The 23062-nt window shown below is 69.6% G+C and carries 20 protein-coding genes; 7 read left to right on the plus strand and 13 right to left on the minus strand.

Annotation, left to right across the window (positions count from 1 at the left end; genetic code table 11):
* The first annotated feature begins 1 nt into the window (after window position 1).
* Complete coding sequence (locus HNR20_RS02635; protein ID WP_184176152.1) at window positions 2-2056, plus strand: N-acetylmuramoyl-L-alanine amidase; 2055 nt, start codon at window positions 2-4, stop codon at window positions 2054-2056.
* Here the strand turns inward: HNR20_RS02635 and HNR20_RS02640 are convergent.
* The gene (locus tag HNR20_RS02640) at window positions 2033-4342 is read right to left on the minus strand and encodes an LLM class flavin-dependent oxidoreductase (protein ID WP_184176154.1); all 2310 of its coding nucleotides are present in this window, start codon (window positions 4340-4342) and stop codon (window positions 2033-2035) included. The genes HNR20_RS02635 and HNR20_RS02640 overlap by 24 nt on opposite strands.
* A gap of 144 nt (window positions 4343-4486) precedes the next feature.
* Between HNR20_RS02640 and HNR20_RS02645 the strand changes: the two genes are divergently transcribed.
* Window positions 4487-5014, plus strand: coding sequence for a MarR family winged helix-turn-helix transcriptional regulator (locus HNR20_RS02645; protein ID WP_184176156.1), 528 nt, complete (start codon window positions 4487-4489; stop codon window positions 5012-5014).
* A 48-nt stretch (window positions 5015-5062) separates the two neighbouring features.
* Window positions 5063-5773, plus strand: a complete 711-nt coding sequence (locus tag HNR20_RS02650) for a DNA alkylation repair protein (RefSeq protein ID WP_184176158.1) — start codon at window positions 5063-5065, stop codon at window positions 5771-5773.
* Between the two features lie 8 nt (window positions 5774-5781).
* Here HNR20_RS02650 and HNR20_RS02655 read toward each other — a convergent pair whose 3' ends face one another.
* Window positions 5782-6609, minus strand: coding sequence for an SAM-dependent methyltransferase (locus HNR20_RS02655; RefSeq protein WP_184187863.1), 828 nt, complete (start codon window positions 6607-6609; stop codon window positions 5782-5784).
* Between the two features lie 383 nt (window positions 6610-6992).
* Between HNR20_RS02655 and HNR20_RS02660 the strand changes: the two genes are divergently transcribed.
* On the plus strand, window positions 6993-9821 hold the full coding sequence (locus HNR20_RS02660; RefSeq protein WP_184176160.1) for an AfsR/SARP family transcriptional regulator: 2829 nt from the start codon (window positions 6993-6995) through the stop codon (window positions 9819-9821).
* A 69-nt stretch (window positions 9822-9890) separates the two neighbouring features.
* The gene (locus tag HNR20_RS02665; protein ID WP_184176162.1) at window positions 9891-11477 is read left to right on the plus strand and encodes an alpha/beta hydrolase; all 1587 of its coding nucleotides are present in this window, start codon (window positions 9891-9893) and stop codon (window positions 11475-11477) included.
* A gap of 65 nt (window positions 11478-11542) precedes the next feature.
* Here the strand turns inward: HNR20_RS02665 and HNR20_RS02670 are convergent, their stop codons facing one another.
* A complete protein-coding gene (locus HNR20_RS02670) occupies window positions 11543-12715 on the minus strand; it encodes a hypothetical protein (RefSeq protein ID WP_184176164.1) in 1173 nt (390 codons plus the stop codon).
* Entirely contained in the window at window positions 12712-13224 is a 513-nt protein-coding gene (locus HNR20_RS02675; protein WP_184176166.1) for a SigE family RNA polymerase sigma factor, read from the minus strand. The genes HNR20_RS02670 and HNR20_RS02675 overlap by 4 nt, the downstream gene beginning before the upstream one ends.
* A gap of 221 nt (window positions 13225-13445) precedes the next feature.
* Between HNR20_RS02675 and HNR20_RS02680 the strand changes: the two genes are divergently transcribed.
* Window positions 13446-14381, plus strand: coding sequence for a hypothetical protein (locus tag HNR20_RS02680; RefSeq protein ID WP_184176168.1), 936 nt, complete (start codon window positions 13446-13448; stop codon window positions 14379-14381).
* Window positions 14382-14430: 49 nt separating this feature from the next.
* Here the strand turns inward: HNR20_RS02680 and HNR20_RS02685 are convergent, their stop codons facing one another.
* The 3 genes from HNR20_RS02685 to HNR20_RS02695 are packed head-to-tail and all read right to left on the minus strand — an operon-like array spanning window position 14431 to window position 18925.
* Window positions 14431-16158 carry an IlvD/Edd family dehydratase gene (locus HNR20_RS02685; RefSeq protein WP_184176170.1) on the minus strand — a complete coding sequence of 576 codons (1728 nt, stop codon included), beginning with the start codon at window positions 16156-16158 and terminating at the stop codon, window positions 14431-14433.
* A gap of 41 nt (window positions 16159-16199) precedes the next feature.
* Window positions 16200-17717, minus strand: coding sequence for an aldehyde dehydrogenase family protein (locus HNR20_RS02690; RefSeq protein WP_184176172.1), 1518 nt, complete (start codon window positions 17715-17717; stop codon window positions 16200-16202).
* On the minus strand, window positions 17714-18925 hold the full coding sequence (locus tag HNR20_RS02695) for a fumarylacetoacetate hydrolase family protein (RefSeq protein WP_221309668.1): 1212 nt from the start codon (window positions 18923-18925) through the stop codon (window positions 17714-17716). Before HNR20_RS02695 ends, HNR20_RS02690 begins: the two co-directional genes overlap by 4 nt.
* A gap of 137 nt (window positions 18926-19062) precedes the next feature.
* Between HNR20_RS02695 and HNR20_RS02700 the strand changes: the two genes are divergently transcribed.
* Window positions 19063-19953 carry an IclR family transcriptional regulator gene (locus HNR20_RS02700; RefSeq protein WP_184176174.1) on the plus strand — a complete coding sequence of 297 codons (891 nt, stop codon included), beginning with the start codon at window positions 19063-19065 and terminating at the stop codon, window positions 19951-19953.
* A gap of 11 nt (window positions 19954-19964) precedes the next feature.
* Here the strand turns inward: HNR20_RS02700 and HNR20_RS02705 are convergent, their stop codons facing one another.
* From HNR20_RS02705 to HNR20_RS02730, 6 genes are all read right to left on the minus strand, one after another.
* Window positions 19965-20453, minus strand: coding sequence for a GNAT family N-acetyltransferase (locus HNR20_RS02705; protein ID WP_184176176.1), 489 nt, complete (start codon window positions 20451-20453; stop codon window positions 19965-19967).
* A gap of 189 nt (window positions 20454-20642) precedes the next feature.
* Window positions 20643-21026, minus strand: coding sequence for a VOC family protein (locus HNR20_RS02710; RefSeq protein ID WP_184176178.1), 384 nt, complete (start codon window positions 21024-21026; stop codon window positions 20643-20645).
* A 26-nt stretch (window positions 21027-21052) separates the two neighbouring features.
* A complete protein-coding gene (locus HNR20_RS02715) occupies window positions 21053-21664 on the minus strand; it encodes an HIT family protein (protein ID WP_184176180.1) in 612 nt (203 codons plus the stop codon).
* A 94-nt stretch (window positions 21665-21758) separates the two neighbouring features.
* On the minus strand, window positions 21759-22223 hold the full coding sequence (locus HNR20_RS02720) for a permease-like cell division protein FtsX (protein WP_184176182.1): 465 nt from the start codon (window positions 22221-22223) through the stop codon (window positions 21759-21761).
* A gap of 137 nt (window positions 22224-22360) precedes the next feature.
* Window positions 22361-22588 (minus strand): hypothetical protein, encoded by a 228-nt coding sequence (locus HNR20_RS02725; protein ID WP_184176184.1) that lies wholly within the window; start codon window positions 22586-22588, stop codon window positions 22361-22363.
* Window positions 22589-22658: 70 nt separating this feature from the next.
* Window positions 22659-23003 carry a cupin domain-containing protein gene (locus HNR20_RS02730; protein ID WP_184176186.1) on the minus strand — a complete coding sequence of 115 codons (345 nt, stop codon included), beginning with the start codon at window positions 23001-23003 and terminating at the stop codon, window positions 22659-22661.
* Window positions 23004-23062 lie beyond the last annotated feature (59 nt).

The raw sequence follows: 23062 nt of genomic DNA on the forward strand, positions 1-23062 counted from the left end.
GATGCGACTGACCAGGCGCGCGTGCGCCCTCTTTCTGGCGGCGGCACTCGCCGCCCAGGTCACGGCCGCGCCGGCCAACGCGGCCCGACCCGTGGCACCCGGCTCGCTCACCGCTGATTTCACCCGGGCCGCCGCCGAGTTCGACGTACCCCGGGACCTGCTGGTCGCCGTCGCCTACGGGGAGTCCCGGCTGGACGGGCACGGAGGTCTCCCCAGCCAGGCCAATGGGTACGGGGTCATGCACCTCGTCAGTAACCCCACCCAGCACAGCCTGGAGCGGGCGGCCACGCTCACCGGCGAGCCGATCGACCGCCTGCGCTCGGTCACCGCGGCCAACGTCCGGGGCGGTGCCGCGGTGCTCCGCGAGCTGGCCGACAACGAAGGACTGACGAGCGGCGCACGCGACCGGCTGTCCGCCTGGTATCCGGTCGTGGCGCGCTACAGCGCCGCCGTCAACGATTCGACCGCCCGGCTCTACGCCGACCACGTCTACGCCCTGCTGCGCTCCGGTCTCGCGACCGGCTCCGTCCGGGTCGCGCCGCAACCGGTCCGACCCGAACTCGGCCGCTATGCGGGAGTCGCCCCTGCTGGCGCCGCCGGTCCGAACGCCGCGGCGGCCGTGCCAGAGTACGCGCCGGCCCGGTGGGTGTCCGCCTACGGCGGCAACTACCAGGCCGGCCGATCGTCACGGATAACCACAGTGGTGGTGCACGTGACCCAGGGGTCGTACGCCGGCACGGTCAGCTGGTTCCAGAACCCGTCGGCGGGGGTGAGCGCGCACTACGTGGTGAAATCGAGCAACGGTGAGATCACCCAGATGGTGCGCGAGGGAGACACGGCTTACCACGCACGCTCGGCCAATCCGTACGCGTTGGGCATCGAGCACGAGGGATTCGTGGACAACCCGGCCTGGTTCACCGATGCCATGTACCGGTCGTCCGCCGCGCTGACCCGTTACCTCTGCGACAAGTACGGGCTGCCGAAGACCCGTGCGGCGATCCGGGGGCACAACGAGATGCCCGGCAACGACCACACCGATCCCGGCCCGAACTGGAACTGGAACTACTACATCTCCCTGGTCAACGCCGGCGGCTCGGGAGGCCGATATCTGGCAGGGTCACCGACCGACTTCACCGGCGACGGCCGCGACGACATCGTCGCGTTCACCCGTGGATCGCTCAACGACGTGTACGTGTCGGCGTCCACCGGCTCCTCGTTCGCCGGGACGTCGGTGAAGTGGAACGACTTCTTCGGACTGAACGACGAGACGCTGCTGTCCGGGGACTTCAACGGTGACGGACGCGACGACATCGTGGCGTTCACCCACGGCTCGCTCGCCGACGTGTACGTGGCACTGTCGAACGGGTCGTCGTTCGCGGGCGCCACGAAGTGGCACGACTGGTTCGCGCCGAATGCCGAGGTCGCCGCGGTGGGGGACGTGAACGGCGACGGCCGCGACGACATCGTCGCCTTCACCCATGACGGTGCCGGGGACGTGTACGTCGCGCTGTCCGCCGGTTCGTCGTTCGCCGGAACGGCGCTGAAGTGGCACGAGTACTTCTCGATCGCCGGTGAGTATCCGGCCCTCGGCGACGTCAACGGCGACGGCAGGGACGACATCATCACCTTCACCCAGGGCCCGGTCGCCGCGTCGGACGTCATCGTCGCCCTCTCCACGGGAACCTCGTTCGGGGCGGCGCAGACGTGGCACGACGTGTTCGCCGTCGGGACGGAGCAGCCGCGCGTCGGCGACATCAACGGTGATGGCCGCGACGACATCGTCACGTTCACCTGCGACGCCGACGCCGACGTCTATGCGGCCGTCTCCACCGGCACCTCGTTCGTCGGCACCACCGTCAAGTGGAACGAGTTCTTCTGCCTGCCCGGCGAGTTTCCCTATCTTGGTGATTACAACGGTGACGGCATGGACGACCTCATCGCCTTCACCAAGGGCAGCCTCAACGACGTCTACGTCGGCCTCTCCACTGGCACCAGCTTCCTCGGCGGCGCGAAGTGGCACGACTTCTTCGGTCTACCCAACGAGACCACCTTCTGACCCAGACCGCCGCCGAGATGTTGCCGGTGGGATGGGGAAGTTTCGGTTGAAGACGTTGTCCGGGTCGTACGTGGCCTTGACCGCGCGCAGTCGGCTGAGGGTGGGCTCGGGCCAGGCGTCCAACAGGCGATCCGGATCGGTGTCGGCCTCGAAACTGAGATACATGCCATCGAGATGCGGATACAGCGCGGCCCACAGCTTGTCGAGTCGAGGTCTGCGGTCCGAGACCGTGGCCGCGAGCACGGAGAAGTTCTGCTTCCGGTGTGGGTAGGCGGTCGCGTCACTGGCGATGTCGTTGACCGCTGCGCCCACGGATCGGAACTGCAGAATCATCACGTCACCGGAACGAATCATGTCTGCCATGAGGTCCGCCGCCTGCGGTGTGACGTGGTGCAACAGCCCGCTGTGGGTGTCGTTCAACCCCTGACCCCGATGCTGGTCGCCGGGCGGCGCGACGATCGCCGGATACGGCACAAGCTGCGCCTGCTGGTCGAGAATCGGCCCGATCTCCAGGAACGGGCTCAGAGCCGACTGCGCCGCCTCGATGTCGTCTCCGGCGAAGACGAGGGTGACGTGGGCCGTCGGCGGGTTACCACGGCGCCCGGGAAAGAGGGACAGGAAACTGCTGAGCTCCCGTGGTGCCTCCTCGACGAGCTGGCCCCAACGCTGAAGCAACGGGGCGGTGTCGGTCGCGTCCGCGACGAGCTGGGCGTAGACGACGTTGCCGACCTCGTACGCCTCCAGCTCGATGGCGGTGACGACGCCGAAGTTGCCGCCGGCGCCACGAACGGCCCAGAACAGGTCGGGGTGATGCTCGCCGTCGACGCGGAGCAGGCGACCATCCGCAGTGACGATCTCGGCGGCGACGATGTGGTCGATGGTCAGGCCGTACTTGCGGACGAGGTATCCGATGCCGGCGGTGGTGGCCAGGCCACCGACGCCCACGTCACCGTAGTCGCCCGAGCTCATCGCCAGGCCGTACGGGGCGAGCGCCTGGGCCACGTGCCCCCACCGGGCGCCGGGCTCCAGCCGGATCCGACGGGTCGCCCGGTCGAGCACCTCGACCTTATTCATCCTCGACATGTCGATGACGACTCCCCCGTCGTTCGTCGACCGGCCGCTGATGCCGTGCCCGCCGCTGCGCACCGACAGGGGTACGTCCTGCGTCCGGCCGTACGACACGGCATCGACCACTTCGGCGGCAGTCTGCGGGCGGAGCACCAGCGCTGGTGTTCCGTGCCAGCTGTGGGAGTGGCGGACCCGCTCGTACTCCGGGTCACCGGGCTCGACGGACCCGGTGGCCAGCGACGTGGGCAGCGCGTCGTAGTCCAGGCCCGGGTGACGCCCGGCCAGCGCGACGGCCGTGCGGACCCGACCGGCGCCGCCCCCGCTCCCCGCCCGCTCCTTGGCGACCGCCTCGCGCAGCGCGGGGGCGATCTCCTGCCCGAGGGTCTGGATCAGGCGTGGGTCGTCGCGGCCGATCAGGAAGGTGCTGAACCCCTCCTCGAGAACCAGCGGAAGGAGCTGGTCGACCCACTGTTGGGGTGGCCCCTGAAGGAAACCACGGCCGCGCGACGAGACGTCGACCTTGAACAGGTTGAGCAGCCGCCGGATGTCCCGGGGCTCGCGTCCCGCGACGACGGCCGCCTCGTCGATGAGCCGGTTGGCGGTCACCCGGTCCGGCGACCGCAGGTATTCCAGCGTGGGAAGCCAGCCGTTGGCCTTCTGGCCGGTCAGTGCCAGCATCTTCGGCTGGTAGGCGCCGAGCCAGATGTCGATGTCATGTGCCGGCGCGGGGCCGCGCTGCATGGCGGGTACTGGGTAGTACGCCCCGTCCAGCCGCAGCGGCCCGGTGGCGGTGTGGTCCCAGACGCCGCGTAGGACGTCGATCGCCTCCCGCAGGGCCGCGACCCCCTGCCCTGCGGTCAGCCGACGAGCGCCCATGCCCTCGATCCCGTCCCAGAACGCGCCAGCCCCGAGGCCCAGTTCGAAACGGCCGTGCGACAACCGGTCCAGGCTCGCCGCGGCTCGGGCCAGCACGGCCGGCGGGCGCAGCGGCAGGCTGAGGACGTTTCCCGAGATCCGTAGCCGCTCCGTGCGGGCGGCGACCCAGCTCAGCAGGGTCCAGGTGTCGAGGAACTCCGCGTTGTAGGGGTGGTCCTGGAAGGTGACCAGGTCCAGTCCCGCCGCTTCGGTCAGCTCGGCCAGCGCCACCACCCGGTCCGGGTCCTGCACACTCGGCGTCAGGAAAGACCCAAACCGGAGTTCGTGCCCGTAATCCGACATCACTCCACCATCCACGCGATCATTTGATCAACCGATCATGTTCTGCACCTAACGTTTGTCAGACAACACATCTTCCAGCCCAATCATTCCTGGACTGCCCTGATGCTGGATGATGATCAACGTCCCGCCCACTAGCATCGGGATATGTCCGTGACCGACCCCTGCGAGTTACCGGCCGACCGCAAGCGCGGTTCGAACTTCGGTTGGTCTCTGGGCATGGTGCTGCGCCGCTGGCACGAGCACGTCGAGGAGCTACTCAAGGACCTGCCGCACGGCAGCCGGGGCTACCACATCCTGGCCGTTGTCGTGCACGAGGAAGTGCCCACGCAGGGCGCTCTGGCCGCCCGCCTGGCCATCGACCGCAGCGTTCTGACGTACGTCATCGACGACCTGGCGAACGCCGGCCTCATCGAGCGCAAGCCTGATCCCCAGGACCGGCGCGCCCGACGGATCGTGGCCACCGAACGCGGGCGTCAGACGCTCGCCGAGGCCGAGCGGCGGGTCGCCCACGCTGAGGACCACGTGCTGGGCGGGTTGCCCGAGGAGCAGCGCGATGTCTTTCGCGACCTCGCCGCCCGCGCCGCCGAGGCGATCCACGCCGCCGAGCCGGCGACGGACCCCTGCGCGGCGGTGCAGAGCGTTCTCCCCCCGACCGAGCAACCGGCCCCGTAACCACGGGCGGGGTCGAGCTGAACCCCGGTGCCGGTAGCTTGAAGGGTCGTGGCCACCAGCGTCGACGTACGTCAGGAACTTGCCCGCCTCGCCGATCCGCGTCGAGCCGAGGCATTGAGCCGGTATTTGCAGATGATCCCCGGCGGTTACGGCGAGGGCGACCGGGCCATTGGTGTCTCCGTGCCGGAATTGCGCAGAGTGGCCGCCCGGTACTGGCGCGACCTCTCGCTGGCTGAGACCACGAAGCTGCTCGGCGATGGCGTGCACGAGGAGCGGCTGACCTCGCTGTTCATCCTGGTGCGAAAGTTCGCCAAGGGCGACGAGCAGGAGCGGAGTCGGATCTTCGGCATCACCCTCGCCAACACCGGCCGCATCAACAACTGGGACCTGGTGGACTCGTCCGCGCCGTACATCGTCGGCCCCTGGCTGATCGACAAGGACCGGAGCGTCCTGGATCGGTTGGCCGAGTCGAGCCTCGTGTGGGAGCGGCGCATCGCCATCATGGCGACCTTGGCCTTCATCAAAGCCGGCGACTTTCAATGGACCTTCCGGCTCAGCGACCGGCTGCTGCACGACCCGCACGACCTCGTCCGGAAGGCGGTGGGCTGGATGCTGCGCGAGGTGGGCAACCGGGACCGGGACGCGGAGGAGGAGTTCCTGGCCCACCGCTACCGGGTGATGCCACGGGTCATGCTGCGCTACGCGATTGAGAAGTTCGAACCGCAGCTACGCCGGGAGTACCTGTCCGGCGCCCTCTAGGGCTGGTTTCAGTGCTTGCGGCCCACCCCGCCGAAGGCGTCGATGTCGACAGGTGTGTCGACCGCGTCGTCGGGTCGCCACTGCGGGCACGGCACGACGCCGGGCTCCACCAGCTCCAGGCCGCCGAAGAACCCGGCGACCTGGTCCGGCGAGCGAAGCGTGTACGGGGTGGCCCCGCTGTCGTTGTAGTCGTCCTGCGCCTGCTGCATCTCGGCGCTGATCAGGCTCGTGCCGTCGTTGAGTGAGAGGTAACTGCCACTCGGCAGCGACGCCAGCAACTGCCGCGTGATCGAGCGGGCGGTCTCGTAGTCGGGCACGTGGCCCATGACGCCACTGAGGATGAGGCCGATCGGCTGCTGGAAGTCGAGTGTCTTGCCGGCCTCGGCGATGACCGCGGCAGGATCGTGCAGGTCACCGTCGATGTAGGCGGTCCTGCCTTCGGCCGTGCCGACCAGCAGCGCACGGGCATGGGCCAGCACCAGCGGGTCACTGTCGACATAGACGATCCGCGCGGCCGGCACGATCCGCTGCGCCACCTCATGGGTGTTGTTGGCCGTGGGCAGGCCGGTGCCGACGTCGAGGAACTGGCGGACGCCCGCCTCACCGGCGAGGAACTGGATCGAACGGACCAGGAACTGTCGGGAGGCCCGGGCAACGTCCACGACGCCGGGGAAGACCTGCCGGTACTGATCGCCGGCCTCGCGGTCGACCGCGAAGTTGTCCTTGCCGCCGAGCCAGTAGTTCCAGATCCGGGCCGAATGCGGCACCGACGTGTCGATCTTCTGCTCCGCGTCGACCTCGCCAGCCTCGGACCGGCCGGTCGTCTGCGAGTCCATGGTCACGACGAACCCCTCTTTCGACCGCCTACGCGATGTCGTCGCGGGGACAGGCCTCTTGAGGAGGTAGCCGCCCGTGATCGTGATCGTGCAACGGTATAGAAGGCAAAGAATCCGCGCCACCCCGAGGAGGAGCCGGGTGACGAATCATCCGGCCAGCACGGTGGCGAGCCTTCGGGTCTCGGTCACCAGCCGACCTATGCCCCGCGCGCCACCACGTCGACCAGCCCTGGCACCTCAATGCCGACGGCTGAAGATATCGGTACGTATGAACGGCGTTCACGGGCCACACCGTAGAGCGACGGACCGACATCCCGACTCGGTGGAGGCCCCCAACCGTCCAGCCGATGAAGCGGGATGGGTCAGGTCCGTACGATCGGGCGATGGACCCTGCGGCAGCGCCGCCGGCGATGCGGTACCGACTGCTCGGGCCGGTCGAGGTGTGGTCTTCCGCCGGGGATCGGCTGGCCCTCGGCCCGCCCATGCAGGTGCGCCTGCTGGCCATCCTGATGTCGCAGCCGGGCACCGCTTGGTCCATCGACCAACTCGTCGACGAGCTGTGGCAGGGGCGCCCGCCGAAGACTGCGGCCGGCAACGTGAAGACCTACGTCTGGGCGCTGCGACGGGCGTTGCGCCTCCCCGGCTCTCCCGACCCCGCCATCCTCGCGGGGGCCACCGGCTATCGCCTCGTCCTCGATGCGCAGGCGTTGGACAGCGTGGCCTTCGACGAGCTGACGCAGCGTGGGTATCACGCATTGCGGCAGGACCTCTGGTCGGATGCACTGCGGGCGTTCGAGGCGGCGCTGGCGCTGTGGCGTGGTGACCCGTTTGCGGGCATCCCCGGTCAGGGGGTGCTGCTCTCCGTCCGGGCGCGGCTTGAGGAGCAGCGGTCGAGTCTGCAGGAGGAGGTCGCGGATCTCCAACTGCGCGCCGGTCGGCACAACGAGCTGATCGAGCCGCTCCGGACCCAGATCGACGGGGATCCGTTACGCGAGCGCCCGTGGGGGCAGCTGATGGTGGCCCTGGCCCGTGCCGGGCGGCGGGCGGACGCGCTGGCGACGTACCGGCAGCTGCACCGACAACTCTCCGACGAGGTGGGAGTCGAACCCGGTCCCGATCTCCAACGACTGCACACCCGGATCCTGCGGGCTGATCGGGAGCTGTCGACATCCGGGGCGCGGCCACCGGAGAAGCCCACGCCGCGGATCGTCCCCCGGCAGTTGCCGGCCGCGCCGACGTTGTTCACGGGCCGGACCCACGAGCTGGCCCGGCTCACGACGCTGCTGCTCGACGACAGCGGACCGGCCGGCACAGTCGTCGTCACTGGCACCGGTGGCGTCGGAAAGACCTGGCTGGCGTTGCGCTGGGCACACGACAACCTGCACCACTTTCCCGACGGGCAACTCCACGTCGACCTGGGCGGTTTCGGCACCGCGACAGAGGAGGTCTCACCGCCGACCGTCGTCGTACGCTCGCTGCTGCCCGCCCTGGGCGTGAAGCCCCTGGAGATACCCGCCGAACCGGCAGCCCAGTTCGCCCTCTACCGCAGCCTGACCGCGGATCGACGGCTGCTCGTGCTGCTCGACAACGCACGCGACGCCGAACAGGTGCGACCGCTGCTGCCCGGGTCGGCCCGCTGTGGCGTCATCGTGACCAGTCGCCACACGCTGCCCGGCCTGGTGGCCGGCGAAGGTGCCCATCCCGTCGCCTTGGACCTGCCCAGCACCGCCGAAGCGCGCCAGCTGCTCGTACGCCGACTGGGTGCGCAGCGGGCCGCCGCCCAGCCGGCTGCGGTGGACGAGCTGATCAGCCGTACCGCGCGGTTGCCCCTCGCCCTGTCCATCGTGGCCGCGCGAGCCGCCGCCCGGCCCACGTTCCCACTCCAGGCCATCGCGGACGATCTGGCGGTGAGCCGGGGCGGGCTCGCCGCCCTGGCCACCGACGACGACGCCACCGACCTGCGCACGGTCCTCTCGTGGTCGTACCGTCTGCTCAGCGCGGACGCGGCCCGGCTGTTCCGGCAACTCAGCCTGCATCCTGTCGCCGACATCAGCGCGGCGGCGGCCGCCAGCCTCGCCGGGGCGCCGCCGCACCTGATCCGGCCGGCGCTCGACGAGTTGACTCGGGCGAACCTGCTGGCCGAGCAGTCCCCCAGCCGCTTCCGCTGTCACGACCTGCTCCGCGCCTACGGGGAGGAGTTGACGGACACACACGACTCGGCGGCCGACCGCAGAGCTGTCCGGAGGCGCGTGCTCGACCACTATCTGTGTGCCGCGCGTGCAGCGGCGAGGCTGGTCGACACCGACCACCAGCCGCTCGATCCGTTGCCTTCGACTACCGACGTGTCACAACCGGTGTTTACCGACCACCGATCCGCGCTGGCCTGGTTCACCGTCGAGCAGCGGGTGCTGCTGGCCGCTGTCGATGACGCGGCCGCCCACTGCTTCGACGCCCACGCGGTGCAGATCGCCCAGGCCCTCACTCCCTTGCTCAGCCGTTCGTCGCAGTGGCACGACCTGGGCGCCGTCCAGGCCGTCGCGGTCACGGCCGCGCGACGCCGCAACGATCCGCAGGCCGAGGCGTTGGCACACCGGGACCTTGCGCTGGCGCACCTCCAGCTCCGCCGTTACGGTGCCGCCCGCGGCCACCTGCGCACCGCGATGGCGCGGTACGACACGATCGTTGACCGGCCGGGGCAGGCGAGCATCCACCTGCACCTCGCCTGGGTGTACGACATCGAGGGCAACCCGCGGGAAGCACTGCCGCATGCCGAGGCGGCGCTGGCCCTGTCCAGCAGCAGCGACGACAAACGCGGCGCGGCTGCGGCGCTCAACGCGATCGGATGGGGCCACGCCCGGCTGGACGAGCACCTCCGTGCCATCGCCTACTGCGAGCAGGCGCTGGCACTTCATGCCGAGGTCCAGAACCGGGTGGGCGAGGCACATACCTGGGACAGTCTCGGCTTCGCCCATCAGGGTCTCGGGTCGCACCCGACGGCGGCGGTCTGCTACCGACGCGCCCTCGCGCTGTACTCCGACGCTCAGGACCAGTGCGGACGGGCCGAGACACTCGTCCGGCTCGGCGACAGCCATCGGGCGGTGGGCGACCACGACACGTCGAAGGACCTCTGGGGACAGGCGTTGGCGATCTTCGACCGGCTCGGTCATCCGCAGGCCCAGGAGCTGTCCGAGCGGTTGGCAACCACGCGCTGAGCGTTCCCCGTGGGCCGCCTCCGGACCGGCATGGACCCGGCATAGACCGGTCGTCGGCAGGCTGGGTGGATGTTGACCACGAAGAGAACCACCTTCTGGCAGCGCAGCGGGGTTGACCATCGACGCCGCCCGCTCCTCCGCCACCTCTCCGCCGTCGTCGCGGCCCTCGTCGCCCTGTCGCTCAACGCCCCACCGGCGTTCGCGGTCGCCACGCCGGCGTCGTCCGGCGGCACCGGTCGGGTCACCGGTTCGGCCGTCGCGAGCACCACCGGCGGGTGGAACGGCCGCATTGACTGGCGGGCGTGCCCGGACCAGGCCGACGATCCGGGTACGCGATGCGGCACCCTACGCCTGCCGGTCGACTGGGCCCGGCCGGGAGGGGAAACCTTCGAGCTGGCCCTGGCCCGACGTCCCGCCGCGGACCCGGCCGCCCGCATCGGTGTCCTGGTCTTCAACCCCGGCGGTCCCGGCCTGTCCGGGGTGGACGTGGCGCTGACGGCCGCCAGCCAGCTCGGGCCGGACGTGCTGCGCCGCTTCGACATCGTCGGCTTCGATCCCCGGGGTACGGTCCGTAGCGCACCGGTGCGCTGCTCGTCAGCGATGTTGGCCCGGCACCCCTCCCTGACACCCGCCAACGCGGCGGAGTACGAGCGACTCCGCACCTACAACCGCCAGTTGCGCGAGGACTGCCGCGCTCACAGCGGCCCACTGTTCGACCACCTCGACAGTGTGAGCGTCGCGCGTGACACGGACGCCATCCGGGCGGCACTCGGTGAGCGGCAGCTCAGCTTCTACGAGTGGTCCTACGGCACCCTGATCGGGCAGGCCTACGCCGAACTGTTTCCCGACCGCGTCCGAGCACTGGCCATGGACAGCGTGATGGACCACAGCCAGGGGGTCGGGGGATACTTCCGCAGCGGGGCGGCCAGTAACGAGGCCCTGTTCCACGAGTTCGTGACCTGGTGCGACCGGACCCCGAGGTGTGCACTGCACGGACGCGACGTGCCGGCGATGTACGACCGGCTGACGCGCCGTGCCGATGCCGGCACGTTGGTCGACGCGGGCACCGGCGCCACGCTGACCTGGTTCGAGCTTGGGTTCGCGACATTCGTCAACTTCTTCGACGCGACCTGGGCCGACCTCGCGAACATGCTTCTCGCGTTGGAGCGGGGCGAGGCCGCTGATCCCCCGCTGGCGTCCCCGATGGTGTCGGTCGACAGCGACGAGGACCTGACCGAGTACGCCCTACCCGCGTTCTGCCAGGACTGGTCGCTGCCGGTCGACGGGTTCGCCGAGTGGAACCGGTATCTGGAACTGTCCCGCGCCGCGGCACCGCACCTGCGGGCCTCCCCGCTGGTCGTCCGCTTCGCCGCGATCTGCCTGGGCTGGACGGCGGTCAACCCGCAGCATCGGCTGCGGGCGCGGACGAGCACCCCGGTGCTGGTGCTCAACGGTCGCTACGATCCCGCCACCCCGTACGACGGGGCGCAGCGGGTGGCGCGCCAACTCGGCACGCACGGCCGCCTCCTCACCTACGAGGGGTCTGGCCACGCCAGCTACCCCCGCACGGAGTGCACCCGGAGCCGCGTCGAGCGGTACCTGATCGACAGAGCCCTGCCGCCGGCCGGCGCGAGCTGCCCGACCGCCCCGGCCTGACACCCGGGTTGGCGCCGAGGCCCCAGCCTCGGCGCCAACCCGGCAACCACTGCTCGGCGTACGCCTTAATCGCGGGTGCAGCGCCACACCAGTGGCCGGTGCACCTCGTTCTCGTAGACGGCCCCGACCACGGTCAGGCCGTCGTCACTGATCCCATCGGCCGTGTACGTGCCCGCTTCGGTCGCTCGGACGTCGGGCCGGCCAGGCAACCTGCGGGATGTGCCGTCCGGGGCGACGACCAGCGGCGCACCGTCGCCGACCAGCAGGTCGCCGTTGCCGGCGATTCCGGCCGCCCCGGGGAACGGCAACCGGCTAACCGCCCCGGTCGTGAGATCCCACCGAACCGGCAGCATCTGCACGGCACCGCCCTTCTTGGCTCCGGGGACCATGCCGATCGCCCACTTGCCCTGCGCCGAGTCGACCGAGGCGTGCGAGGAGCCGTCGGGCAACGGGAGCGCCGTACCCGTCCCCTGGGGCGTCCAACGGTAGGGAAGTTGGCCCATCGTGCCGACGACCGTGCCGTCCTCGGTGATCCCGGAGGCGGTGGATCCCGGCCGGCCGATCAACCGGTACTCCTGCGGGCGGTCCACCGACCACAGCACGGCGTGGTGCGAGTCGTTGGCGCCCCTGGCGGTGCCGGCGATGTCGCCTCGGCCGTTGATCGCGTATAGGAGGACCGCGTCGTAGCCGGGCGGGGTGGCCAGGGTGCGCAGCGACCCGTTCCGATAGACCCAGCCGGTGCCGTCGCCGTTGGTGCCGATCACGTACCCCTCGGCGTTGACCGCGTTCCCGTGCCGCACGGCGGCCGGCAGGACAGATGCCTGGCCGTCGGTCCAGAGCACGACCCGCCCGTCCTCGTTGCCGGTGCCGATCTCACCGACGATGTGTCGCCCGGTGGGGTCGACGTCGATCGCCACCGCGACCGGTCCGTCAATCGGCTGCGGCAGCCACGACGCCTCGCAGGTGAGCGACGAGGCCGGGGCGGCCGGCGTGCCCACGGTCGGTGACGCTGCCAGGGCCGGCGGGGCCGGAGCGGGATCTCTGGTGACACCGCCGAACTGGACGGCGCCCACGACGCCGAGCCCGGCGAGCACCGTCCCCGCGACGGCACCGCCGACGCGGCGACGTCGGCGGCGACGCCGGCCGTCGCGGATCGCACGACCCACGTCCACCCGCGGCTCGGGAACCGACGCCGAGCGCAGCAGTTCGGTGATTCGCTGGTCATCCAACATCGTCATTTCGAATTCCTCCCGGCCATCTCGGTAACGGCGAGCACCTGGCGGATCGCCGTCAGCGCTCGAGCCGTCTGCGACTTCACGTTGCCTTCGGAGCAGCCCATCGCCGCAGCCGTGTCGGTCAGCGACAGATCACACAGAAACCGCAGGACAAGGACGGTGCGCTGACCGCGGGGAAGATGGGCGAGCGCGTCGACCAGGCTGTCCCGCTCGGCCACCTCGTCGTGTGGCACCACCGGGCGCTCCGGCTCCGGCGTCGACCCGAACAGCCGGACCTTCGACCAGCTCAGCCGCTTCTCGTCGACGAGCTTGTGCACCAGCATCCGGTGCACGTACGCGTCGACGTTGTCGGCCCGGCTGACCTTGCGCCAGTTCACGTACAACGCGGTGAGCGTCTGCTGCACCACGTCGTCAGCCAAATGGGCATCACCGCACATCAGGAACGCGGTCCGATGCAGGCTCGGCAGTCGCGCGGAGACGTACTCCACGAACTCCCGCTCGGCATCCATCATTGAGGCTCCCTCCTCCGCAAGCTCGACGGGTCCGGACGACCGTCAGGTTGCGTCGACGCCGAGGTTCGGCGGGATGCCAGATCAGCGCCGGTGACCGTAGCACCGCTGACCTCCCGGAGAGCGTTCCGTCCTCGGCGTGCAGAGCAGATCCCACCTGCGAGGGAGTGCCTTCCCCTGTCGGCGGGGGTCGCCCGCGCCGGTGCACCGGAAGGATCGGGGGTATGACGACATCGGCATCGACCGCGCGCAGGAGCGGGCGAGGCCTGACGTACGCGGTGCTCGGCTGGGCTGTGGCATACGGGGGCGTACGTCTGGCGTGGACCATCGGTGGGGCTCCGGAGTTCCGACAGTTCGGGTCGGACCTGCTGGGGTTCACCGGCTGGTGGTCGGTGGCGTTGTGCGTGGCCGCGGGTGCCGTGGCGGTTGCTCTGGACCGGGTGCCGGGATGGCGACCGGCGCTCGCAGGAGTCGCCTGGGCGGTTGCCGGGGCACTTGTCGCGGCAGCGGCGATCCTGCTGCCGGAGTTGGTGGGCTTCCTGCTGTTCACGGTCGGCCCGTACTTCGAACCGACAGCGTTCGTCAGCCGGGTCGGTTGTGTCACCGGAGCGATCCTGCTCGCCCTTGCCACCGCGCGATATCAGCGGCATACCCGGGGGGACTGTCCGGCCTGCTGCAGGACAGTTCCGCCGGGTACGCGACGCTCAGCACCCGCGCGGTGGGCGCGCTGGGCCGCGTACGCCGCGGTAGCCGGGCTTGTCGCCCGCTTCGCGGCCCAGGTCGCGGTGGGCTTCGACAGCCTCACACAGGACGCATCGGTGATCGGGTTGGAGATCGGCCTGTTGCTGGCCGGGGTGCTGTTGCCGCTGGCGCTCGTACACCGTTGGGGTGAGGTCTGGCCGGGATGGGTGCCGCTGCTCGCCGGCCGCACGATCCCTCGGCTGCTGTTGCTGGTGCCCGGCTTCGGACTCGGGGCCGGCATCGTGGCCTACTTCGGCATGGGAATGGTGCAGTTGATGTCCGGATCGGTCAGCCAGTTCTCCGACGCGTTCCTCTGGGTGGCGATGTCGGCGTACTCCATCCTGGGGCTCGGCCTCGTCGCGGCGTCGAGCGACTACCACCTGCGCACCCGCAGCGCGTGCGCGACCTGCGGCCGGTGACAGCGCTGTGCGCTCCCCCAGAAGCCGGCCGCAGAGCGTTGCGCGGCGGTCAGTGTGAGTGGCGCGGCACGGCGCTGCCGCTGCCGCCGACGAGGAAGTCGAGATCGGCACCCTCGTCGGCCTGCAGCACGTGCTCGCTGTAGAGCCGCGTCCATCCTCGGTCGGCCGCCATCGGTGGTGGCTGCCAGGCGGCGCGGCGTTCTGCGAGTTCCACGTCGTCGACCAGGAGGTCCAGTTGCCGAGCCGGGACGTCGACTCGGACCAGGTCGCCGGTACGCACCAGTGCGAGCGGGCCGCCCACGGACGCCTCCGGCGCCACGTGCAGGACGCAGGTGCCATATCCGGTGCCGCTCATGCGGGCGTCGGAGATCCGCACCATGTCCGTGATGCCGTCGGCGAGCAGCCGCCGCGGCATGGGCACGTTACCCACCTCCGGGAAGCCGGGGTAGCCGCGGGGACCGGCGTTTCGCACCACGATCACCGTGTCGGGGGTGACATCGAGGTCCGGATCGTCGGCTGCGACGACGTAGTCCTCGATCCGGTCGAAGACGAGCGCCACTCCGGTGTGCTTGAGGAGGTGGGGCGAGGCCGCGGAGACCTTCAATACCGCCCCGGACGGCGCGAGTGACCCGCGCAGCACCACGGTGCCCGAGCCGGCGGGTTGGAACGGTTCGTCCAGGGCGGCGATGACGTCCCGGTTCCAGCACTGGGCTCCGCTGATGTTGTCGGCCACGCTCCTCCCGCTGACGGTGACGTGGTCCAGGTGCAGCAGCGAGGCGATCTCCTTCATCACCACCGGAACGCCGCCCGCGTAGGCGAAGTCCTCCATCAGGTACGCCCCGGACGGCATCAGGTTGACGAGCATGGGCACCTCGGCCGTGAGCGTGTCGAAGTCCTCCAGCGACAGCGGGACGCCGAGGCGTCCGGCAATCGCGAGCAGGTGTACGACCGCATTGGTGGAGCCACCGATCGCGGCGTTGACTCGGATGGCGTTCTCGAACGCATCCCGGGTCAGCACCGTGGACAACCGTTGGTCCTGTTCGACCATGGTGACGATCCGGCGGCCGGCGGCCTGCGCGAGCGCGTACCTCCGCGAGTCGACCGCCGGCACGGCGGCCGCCCCCGGCAGTTGCACTCCCAACGCCTCGGTCACGCAGGCCATCGTGGACGCGGTACCCATGGTCATGCAGTGACCCCGGCTGCGGGACATGCCGACCTCCGCCTCTGAGCAGTCGGCGGCGGTCATCCGACCGGCGCGCATCTCCTCGGTGAAGCGCCAGACGACGGTGCCGGATCCGATGTCCTGGCCACGGAACTTCCCGTTGAGCATCGGGCCGCCGGTGATCATCAGAGTCGGCAGGTCGACGCTCGCCGCGCCCATCAGCAGGCCGGGAGTGGTCTTGTCACAGCCGGAGAGCAGGATCACCCCGTCGAGCGGGTTGGCTCGGACCGACTCCTCCAACTCCATCGCCAGCAGGTTGCGGTAGAGCATGGTCGTGGGTCGCATGAGGGGCTCGCCCAGGCTCATCGCGGGGAACTCCAGCGGCAGGCCACCGCTCTCCCACACGCCCCGCTTCACCGATTCGGCCAGGTCGCGCAGGTGGGCGTTGCAGGGTGTCAGCTCCGACCAGGTGGTGGCGATGCCGATCACCGGACGCCCGTCGAAGACGTCGTCAGCGAACCCCTGATTGCGCATCCAGGACCGATGGATGAACCCGTTACGGCCCTCCGCACCAAACCACTGCTCGCTGCGCAATGGCCGATTCGTCGTCGACATCAGCACACCTCTCTGTCATCCGTCCGGCCGCGGGGTGACCGTCATGCCACCCCTGGTTCCAATTTCCCGTCAACTCTGCGGGGAATGGTGTTGTACTCGTCCCGTAGTTCCTCGGGAAGGATCCAAACCGGCGCGTCCTGCCACGCCAGGGGGCGAAGGAATCGCCGGATCGACGTGGCGCCCACCGAGGTGTGCACGGCGTTCGTCGACGGCCAGGGCCCACCGTGGTGCTGGGCCCACGACACGCGGACACCCGTGGGATAGCCGTCGAAGACGATGCGACCCGAGCGGGCGGCGAGCACGTCGACCAGCCGGCGTACGACAGCTGCGTCGTCGTCCGGTCCACGGTGGATGGAACCGGTCAGCGACGGTGCGATGGTCGCCAACACCGCGTCGAGTTCGGCGACGTCGTGATACCGGACCACGACCATGAGCGGGCCGAAGCACTCGTCGGCGATCTCGGTGGTCAGATCCGGCAGACCGATCTCCAGGAGCATCGGTGCGACGGTGTAACCCGCGCCGGTGTCGACCCGGGGCCGCGCCGAGACATGGGCGCCGGCCCGCTCGAACGCGGCGGCCCGGTCCTCGTACGCGTCACGGATGCGCTCGTTGAGCAGGACCGTACCGCCGGAGGCGGCGACCCTCCCCCGCAGCGTCTCGACCAGGTGGTCAGCGCCCGGGTCCGACGGGATGAACGCCAGCCCTGGCTTGGTGCACAGTTGACCGCCCGAGCCGGTGAAGGAGGCGAACAGCCCCTCGGCGATCTGGTCGCCCCGGTCGGTTGCCGCACCGGGCAGGACGACGATCGGGTTCACGCTGCTCAACTCGGCGTAGAGCGGAATGGGATCAGACCGTTCGCCGATGGCCGCCTGGATGGCGCGGGCGGCAGCGACGGAGCCGGTCAGGGCGGCCGCGCGGATCACGGGGTGGCGCACCAGCGAGCGGCCCGCCTCCTCCCCGTACACGGTCGCGATCACACCATCGGGCCCGCCCATGTCGCGGATGGCCGACTCGATCGCCTCGGCCGAGGCGTGCGATGTCAGAGGGTGGGACGGGTGGGCCTTCAGGACCGTGGGACAACCCGCGGCGAGCGCGGCGGCGGTGTCGCCGCCGGCGACCGAGAAGGCGAACGGGAAATTGCTCGCCCCGAAGACCGCGACCGGCCCGAGGGGTACGAGCATCCGTCGCAGGTCCGGCCCGCGCCCGAGCGGTGTGTCGTCGGCGTGGTCGATGGCCGCCTCGACGTAACCTCCGTCGCGCAGCACGGCGGCGAACATCCGGAACTGGACCGCCGCTCGCGTGAGTTCCCCGTCGAGTCGCGCCTGACTCAGCCCGGTCTCCGCCTCCGCGGCCGCGACCAGGTCCACGCGACGGGACTCCAGGGACGCCGCGATCGCGTCCATCATGTCGGCTCTGCCGAGTCGCCCCAGGCCGGACAGCCACTGTGCGGCCCCGGCCGCCTGGTCGGCAATCGCCTCCAGCCGAGACTCGTCCGTCTCGGTGAGATCCGTCGCGCGACGTCGGCCGTCGCGCGGATCGACCGTGCTGACCACGTTCACAGCAGTTCTCTCCTCGCCAGATTGCTCATGAGATCGCGGACGCCGAACTGCCAGGGCTCGCACTCCTCGGCGTGCCGCACACGATTGACCAGGGTGCCGAGCGCGGGGCAGCTGATCCGTACCACGTCGTCGACCTTGTGGGTGAAGCCCTCACCGACGCGGTCACGGTCCTGAATCGGTGCGAACATCGTGCCGAGCATCAGGGCGGCGCCGTCGGGATAGTGGTGGTGAGGGCCGATCAGCTGCCGCACCAACGCTTCCGGCTCGCGCGACATCTGGGCCATCTCCGAGACGGCCTCCAGTTGGAAGCCGTCCACGCCGCGGACCTCCAGACCCACTTCCAGCTCGCGCACCTGCTCCAGGCCGAACCGCTCGTCGAACAGCCTGATCAACGGACCGAGGGCACACGAGGCGTTGTTGTCCTTCGCCAGGGGAAGCAGGAGCGCCGAGCGGCCCTCGACATCGCGCAGGTTCACGTCGTTGCCGAGGGTGGCGCCGACGACCCGGCCGCTGGACTGGACGATGAGCACGACCTCGGGCTCCGGGTTGTTCCAGGTCGACGCGGCGAGCACGCCGACCGGGACGGCGGTACCGACGGCGGAGAGGATCTGCCCCTTGGTGAAGATCTCGGCGTCCGGCCCGATCCCCACCTCCAGGTACTGACTCCACATGCCCTCGGCGACCAGCAGATCCTTGAGCTTCTCCGCCTCGGCCGAGCCCGGAGTCAGGCTGTGCAGGTCGGCACCGATGTCGGCGAGCATCCGGCGCCGGAGGTCCGCCGCGAGCGCCAGATCTCCCCGGGCCCGTTCCTCGATGACGCGTTCGATCAACGAGACGGGAAAGGTCACGCCGGCGGCCTTGAGCGCCTGGAGGTCGACCGGGGCGAGCAACCAGGGCCGGTTGTGGTCCCGGTTCGCGGCACCGGTGTTGGCCAGTATCTCCCCGAACCCGCCCACCCGCGGCCCGTCGAGCCCGGCCACCGTCGCGGCCGGATCGGTCAGCTCGCAGATGTCCCGGACGGTCGGGAACCGGTGACTGAGGTCGATGACCTCGCCGCCTCGAACGGCCACGGGTGCGGGGCCGTCGACGGACGGGTCCCAGATCCGGCCGATCAGGACGCTGTGGTCGGCGTCGTCCGGCAGTGCCTCGGCACCGGTCCCGAACCAGTGCGCATCGGCGGCCAACCCACGGGGCTGTGGCACCGTCATGAGCCGCTCTCCAGGTTCAAGAAGGACCGCTCGTCCCGGGGACGGAGGTCGTAGGCGACGTCCCGGAACTGTTATGCCTCAGAGCCCTCCGGATGAGATTGCAACGATCGTAGCGCCATGTGCAACGGTGTCAAGTGGTGGTTGCACATAGCATCAACTACATTGCACATACTGCAACGGATGCGATGGTCCTCCGTCGCGCGAGGGGAGACACCGCCTTGGCGCAATCGATTCGTCGCGCGATCGACCTCATCCGTCGATCGGCGGAGCACCCCCTGTCGCTCACGGAGGCGGCAGAGGTGCTCGGCGTCCACAAGTCCACGGCCCTGCGGATCCTGCAGACGCTGGAATCCGCGCGCTTCGTGCGCCGGACCGGCGCCGGCACCTATGTGCTCGGCAGCGGGGTGATCGAGCTGTCCGAGCTTGCGCTCGGATCGATGGACCTACGCCAGTTCGCAGCCGCTCACCTGCGCGCGCTGCAACGCGAGACCAGCCACACCGTGCACCTGGCGCAACTGACCGGCGATGAGATCATCTACATCGACAAAGTGGACAGTCCAGCGTTCGACGCCGTGAAGCTGCCGTCCCGGGTGGGGCGCGCGGTGTCGATCTACGCGAGCGCCGTCGGCAAGACGATCCTGGCCTATCTACCTCCGGAGGAACGCGGCCGCCTCCTCTCCCACGTCGTCTTCGAGAGATTCACCAGCACCACCTTCGCCGACCACGACTCACTCGAAGCCGAACTCGCCCGTATCCGCAAGAACGGCTGGGCCACCGACGACGGCGAGCATGACGCCTACGTCATGTGCGTAGCGGCGCCGATCAGAGATTCGCGAGGGCTGGTCGTCGCCGCCGCCTCGATTACGGCGATCGAGGTCATCGCAAGCCTCGACAAACTGAAGAGCAGCCTTCCGCTCCTGTTGGAGACCGCAGACCGGATCTCGTACGAACTCGGCTACACACCCTCGTCCGCGAGTCCGGACCACTCAGACCACGACGAGACCCCGGCCAACGATCGAGTCGACTGAGGGCCTGCCCCCTACTGCTGCCCGGGTGCCACGGGCGCGGTCCAGTACCACGTTTCGAGCAGCTTCGGCTGCCCTAGCCCGTTCACCCTCCCGACGAGGGCGTCGTCGCCACGGACGTATCCGGCGGACTGGGCGACGCCCTGCGAGGGCACGTTGCCCTGCACGATGCCGAGCCGCAGCCGGGAGAAGCCGAGCTTGTCGTGGCAGAACGCCGTCATCAGCCGCAGAGACCGCGACGCCAGACCCCGGCCGCGGTGTGCCGGGCCGATGGCATACCCCAACACCCCACTCGCCACATGGAGCGCGACGAGGCCGAGCGGCTCACCGCCGTCGCGCGTCACGGCCAGATCGATGATGCCCTGTGCGCGGCGCCGCCGAATTCTGACCAGAAAGGCGTCCGCGTCGAACGGAGAGGGAATGTCGGTGTTCGCGGCCATGTCATCCGCGTCGAACAACTGCCGCATGAACGGTGTATCGGAGTCAGCCCATTCCCGCAGCACCACCCCCTCCGCTGTCAGGACGAGAGGAGAGCCGGTCGGATCGACCGCTGGCACATCTGTAGATTCACACCCCACACAACATCTTTACACGGGCGTTGCGACATTCTTCATCGGGGCACATTTATCGAAGACTTCAATTGAATTTCCGACCCCGATGTCTATTTCTGGATAGCTGGCAGCGCGGTCCGATCAAGCGACGCAGAACTCGTTGCCCTCAGGGTCCTGCATGACAACGTGACCGAGGACGTCGCCGTACCACTCCTCGCGGACCACTGTCGCGCCGGCGGCAGTCAGCTCGGGCACCCGCTGTCGGATCAGTCGAGCCCGCTCGGCCATGTCCCACGGACCTGGGCCGGCGACCCGGATATCGATGTGCACCCGATTCTTGGCGGACTTACCCTCGGGCACCCTCAGGAAAGCGATAGCCGGGCCTCGGCCATCAGGGTCGATGATGGACGCGTTGTCTGGCTCGTCGAAGCCGGGCTCCTGGACGTAGCCCAGCGCCAACGCCCAGAAGCCAGCGATCCGCTGAGGATCGTCGGCATCGAACCCCACGGTCCAGAAGGTCGCCATGGCACCAACGTACGCGCAGACGGGACTCAGCCGGCCGACGACCGGTGGCCACCGTGGCTCGCGACCAACGCGTCTGCCACGATTTCGGCGTCAGCCACCGCGACGTCCGCCGGGTACTCCGGCAGCAGGTCGTCCCAGATGACCAGCCACGACCCGTACAGCTGGGTCTGCCCCTCGGGCCGAGCGAAGAACCACACGTGCAGGTGCGCGCCACCATCTCCGACTCGGTAGACGTGGGCCCGCGAGACGTGCGGCAACGCCTGGATGTGGCGGACGATGCGAGTGCTCAACAACCCCAGCTCGGCGGCCAGTTCGTCAGGTAGATCCGCCATGTCGTAGTGGTCACGCGGATACAGCATGAGCACCAGAGGAACGCCCACTCCCGAGATCCGGGCCAGCCGCCAGTGGTCGTTGAACCAGATCCCTTCGTCCCGGTCGCGGCAGGCGTCACAGTCCGACGGATCCTCACCGTGGCGCGCAGGCTCCGGAAGGACCGGCGGACGCAACGGCGCGACGCGCAGTCCGGCTGGATCGAACGGACTGATGTCCCATCCGGTCATGCGCGCCAACGGCAGTCTGCGCTCGCCGTCCGCGGCGGCGACTGCATGGTCATAGAACTCGTCCGGTCGCAAAGCCATGCGGCGAAGACTAGTCCGACAAGAATCTGGCCGGTAAAGCAGTTCCCGGCCGTAAGGGAGTGGGTCCCACCCTCAACTGCCGACGGGCCGCGGCTCAGCCGCAGGCAATCTCCGCCCCGGCCTCGTCCTCGGTGGGCCGCTTCAACACCTGAATCTCGTCCACCCCGGCCAGGTCTCGGACAGGTACCAGGACAGCGCAGTCGAACACCCGGCCCTTCGTCCTGAGCCGGAACGACTCAGGCATCGCTTCCAGCGAGCCTGCCTCGAGCAGATCGGGACGGTCCTTGAAGAGCTTCCGGTAGTTCTCCCACGCCTGTTCCCGGCTCTCGAACTTGCGCTCCACCGGCTCCAGGGCGTCGAGCGCCGACTCGACAGCGGCCTTCTGCTCGGGGGTCGCGTCCCGCTCCAGGAAGACGTTGACGGCGTACTCGTGCGGCTGGGGCCGTGTCACGGCAAGGGTTACCGCCGTCGCGGCGAGCGCGCCGACGATTGCCGCCACCCCGCCCACGATCACCAGCGGAATCCACTGCCTCTTGCGGGGAGCGGGCGGCTCAGGCACGGCGGGCGACGTGGACGTCGCGGGCGGGCTCTCCGCAGGGAGCGGCTCAGGCAGGGACGAAAAGGAGTGCGGCTCTGACACGGCGCACAGTAAAGCAGCACCTGCGGTTCCGCGTGGTGCCCTCGACCGTGTGGTCCTCAGCGCTGGCCGCGTGGCGCAGACGCCACCTGCTCCCCTCGGCCGCCGCCACCCGAGCGCTTGAGCAGCACCGCCCCACCCGCGACGAAGGCGATACTGAGCACCACCCCGACGAGATTGCCCTCGGGCAGGCTGCCGAAGAACATCAGAATGCCCACGATGATTGCCACTCCGCCGAGGAGTCGCATGACGTAGCCGCCGACGGACTTGACTCGTTCATTCGCCATGGTCTTTCTTGTGCCCGACGCCCGCGCACCCCAAACGACGTCGGCCGCGGCCTGCCGGAGCATCTCGGCGCTACTCTGCTCGCCGACCCGGAGCGCGCGAGCCGTACGCCGGGCCGAACACCACCAGCAGCGCCAGGTCCTCGGTCACCTCGTCGAACCGGTGCTCCTCGCCAGCCGGCACGAAGATCACCGAACCCGGGCCCACCTCGGCCGCGCCGTCCGGGGTCACGATCCGGGCCCGCCCCGCAGTGACCACGTAGATCTCATCCTCGGTGTGCGGGCTCTGCTCGTCGAGACCGCCCGCCGGGATGCAGTAAGTCCCCACCGACAGGTCCGGCACTCTCAGGTGTTCGACCCAGTCGTTGGCCGCCCCGGCGGGTGCGGCCCACCGGCCCGCGCCATCGATGATCAGCATGGCGGAAGCCTAGAGCCTGTGCCGAAGCCGATGCCAGGTGTGAGCTGGCCTGAGGATCG

This window comes from Micromonospora parathelypteridis, from assembly GCF_014201145.1.
GTDB lineage: Bacteria > Actinomycetota > Actinomycetes > Mycobacteriales > Micromonosporaceae > Micromonospora > Micromonospora parathelypteridis.

Excerpts from the sequence above, each read along its gene's own strand:
- HNR20_RS02635 (WP_184176152.1), top strand. The coding sequence starts at position 2 with ATGCGACTGACCAGGCGCGCGTGCGCCCTCTTTCTGGCGGCGGCACTC.
- HNR20_RS02640 (WP_184176154.1), bottom strand. The coding sequence starts at position 4,342 with ATGTCGGATTACGGGCACGAACTCCGGTTTGGGTCTTTCCTGACGCCG.
- HNR20_RS02645 (WP_184176156.1), top strand. The coding sequence starts at position 4,487 with ATGTCCGTGACCGACCCCTGCGAGTTACCGGCCGACCGCAAGCGCGGT.
- HNR20_RS02655 (WP_184187863.1), bottom strand. The coding sequence starts at position 6,609 with ATGGACTCGCAGACGACCGGCCGGTCCGAGGCTGGCGAGGTCGACGCG.
- HNR20_RS02660 (WP_184176160.1), top strand. The coding sequence starts at position 6,993 with ATGGACCCTGCGGCAGCGCCGCCGGCGATGCGGTACCGACTGCTCGGG.
- HNR20_RS02665 (WP_184176162.1), top strand. The coding sequence starts at position 9,891 with ATGTTGACCACGAAGAGAACCACCTTCTGGCAGCGCAGCGGGGTTGAC.
- HNR20_RS02670 (WP_184176164.1), bottom strand. The coding sequence starts at position 12,715 with ATGACGATGTTGGATGACCAGCGAATCACCGAACTGCTGCGCTCGGCG.
- HNR20_RS02675 (WP_184176166.1), bottom strand. The coding sequence starts at position 13,224 with ATGATGGATGCCGAGCGGGAGTTCGTGGAGTACGTCTCCGCGCGACTG.
- HNR20_RS02680 (WP_184176168.1), top strand. The coding sequence starts at position 13,446 with ATGACGACATCGGCATCGACCGCGCGCAGGAGCGGGCGAGGCCTGACG.
- HNR20_RS02685 (WP_184176170.1), bottom strand. The coding sequence starts at position 16,158 with ATGTCGACGACGAATCGGCCATTGCGCAGCGAGCAGTGGTTTGGTGCG.
- HNR20_RS02695 (WP_221309668.1), bottom strand. The coding sequence starts at position 18,925 with ATGACGGTGCCACAGCCCCGTGGGTTGGCCGCCGATGCGCACTGGTTC.
- HNR20_RS02710 (WP_184176178.1), bottom strand. The coding sequence starts at position 21,026 with ATGGCGACCTTCTGGACCGTGGGGTTCGATGCCGACGATCCTCAGCGG.
- HNR20_RS02715 (WP_184176180.1), bottom strand. The coding sequence starts at position 21,664 with ATGGCTTTGCGACCGGACGAGTTCTATGACCATGCAGTCGCCGCCGCG.
- HNR20_RS02725 (WP_184176184.1), bottom strand. The coding sequence starts at position 22,588 with ATGGCGAATGAACGAGTCAAGTCCGTCGGCGGCTACGTCATGCGACTC.
- HNR20_RS02730 (WP_184176186.1), bottom strand. The coding sequence starts at position 23,003 with ATGCTGATCATCGATGGCGCGGGCCGGTGGGCCGCACCCGCCGGGGCG.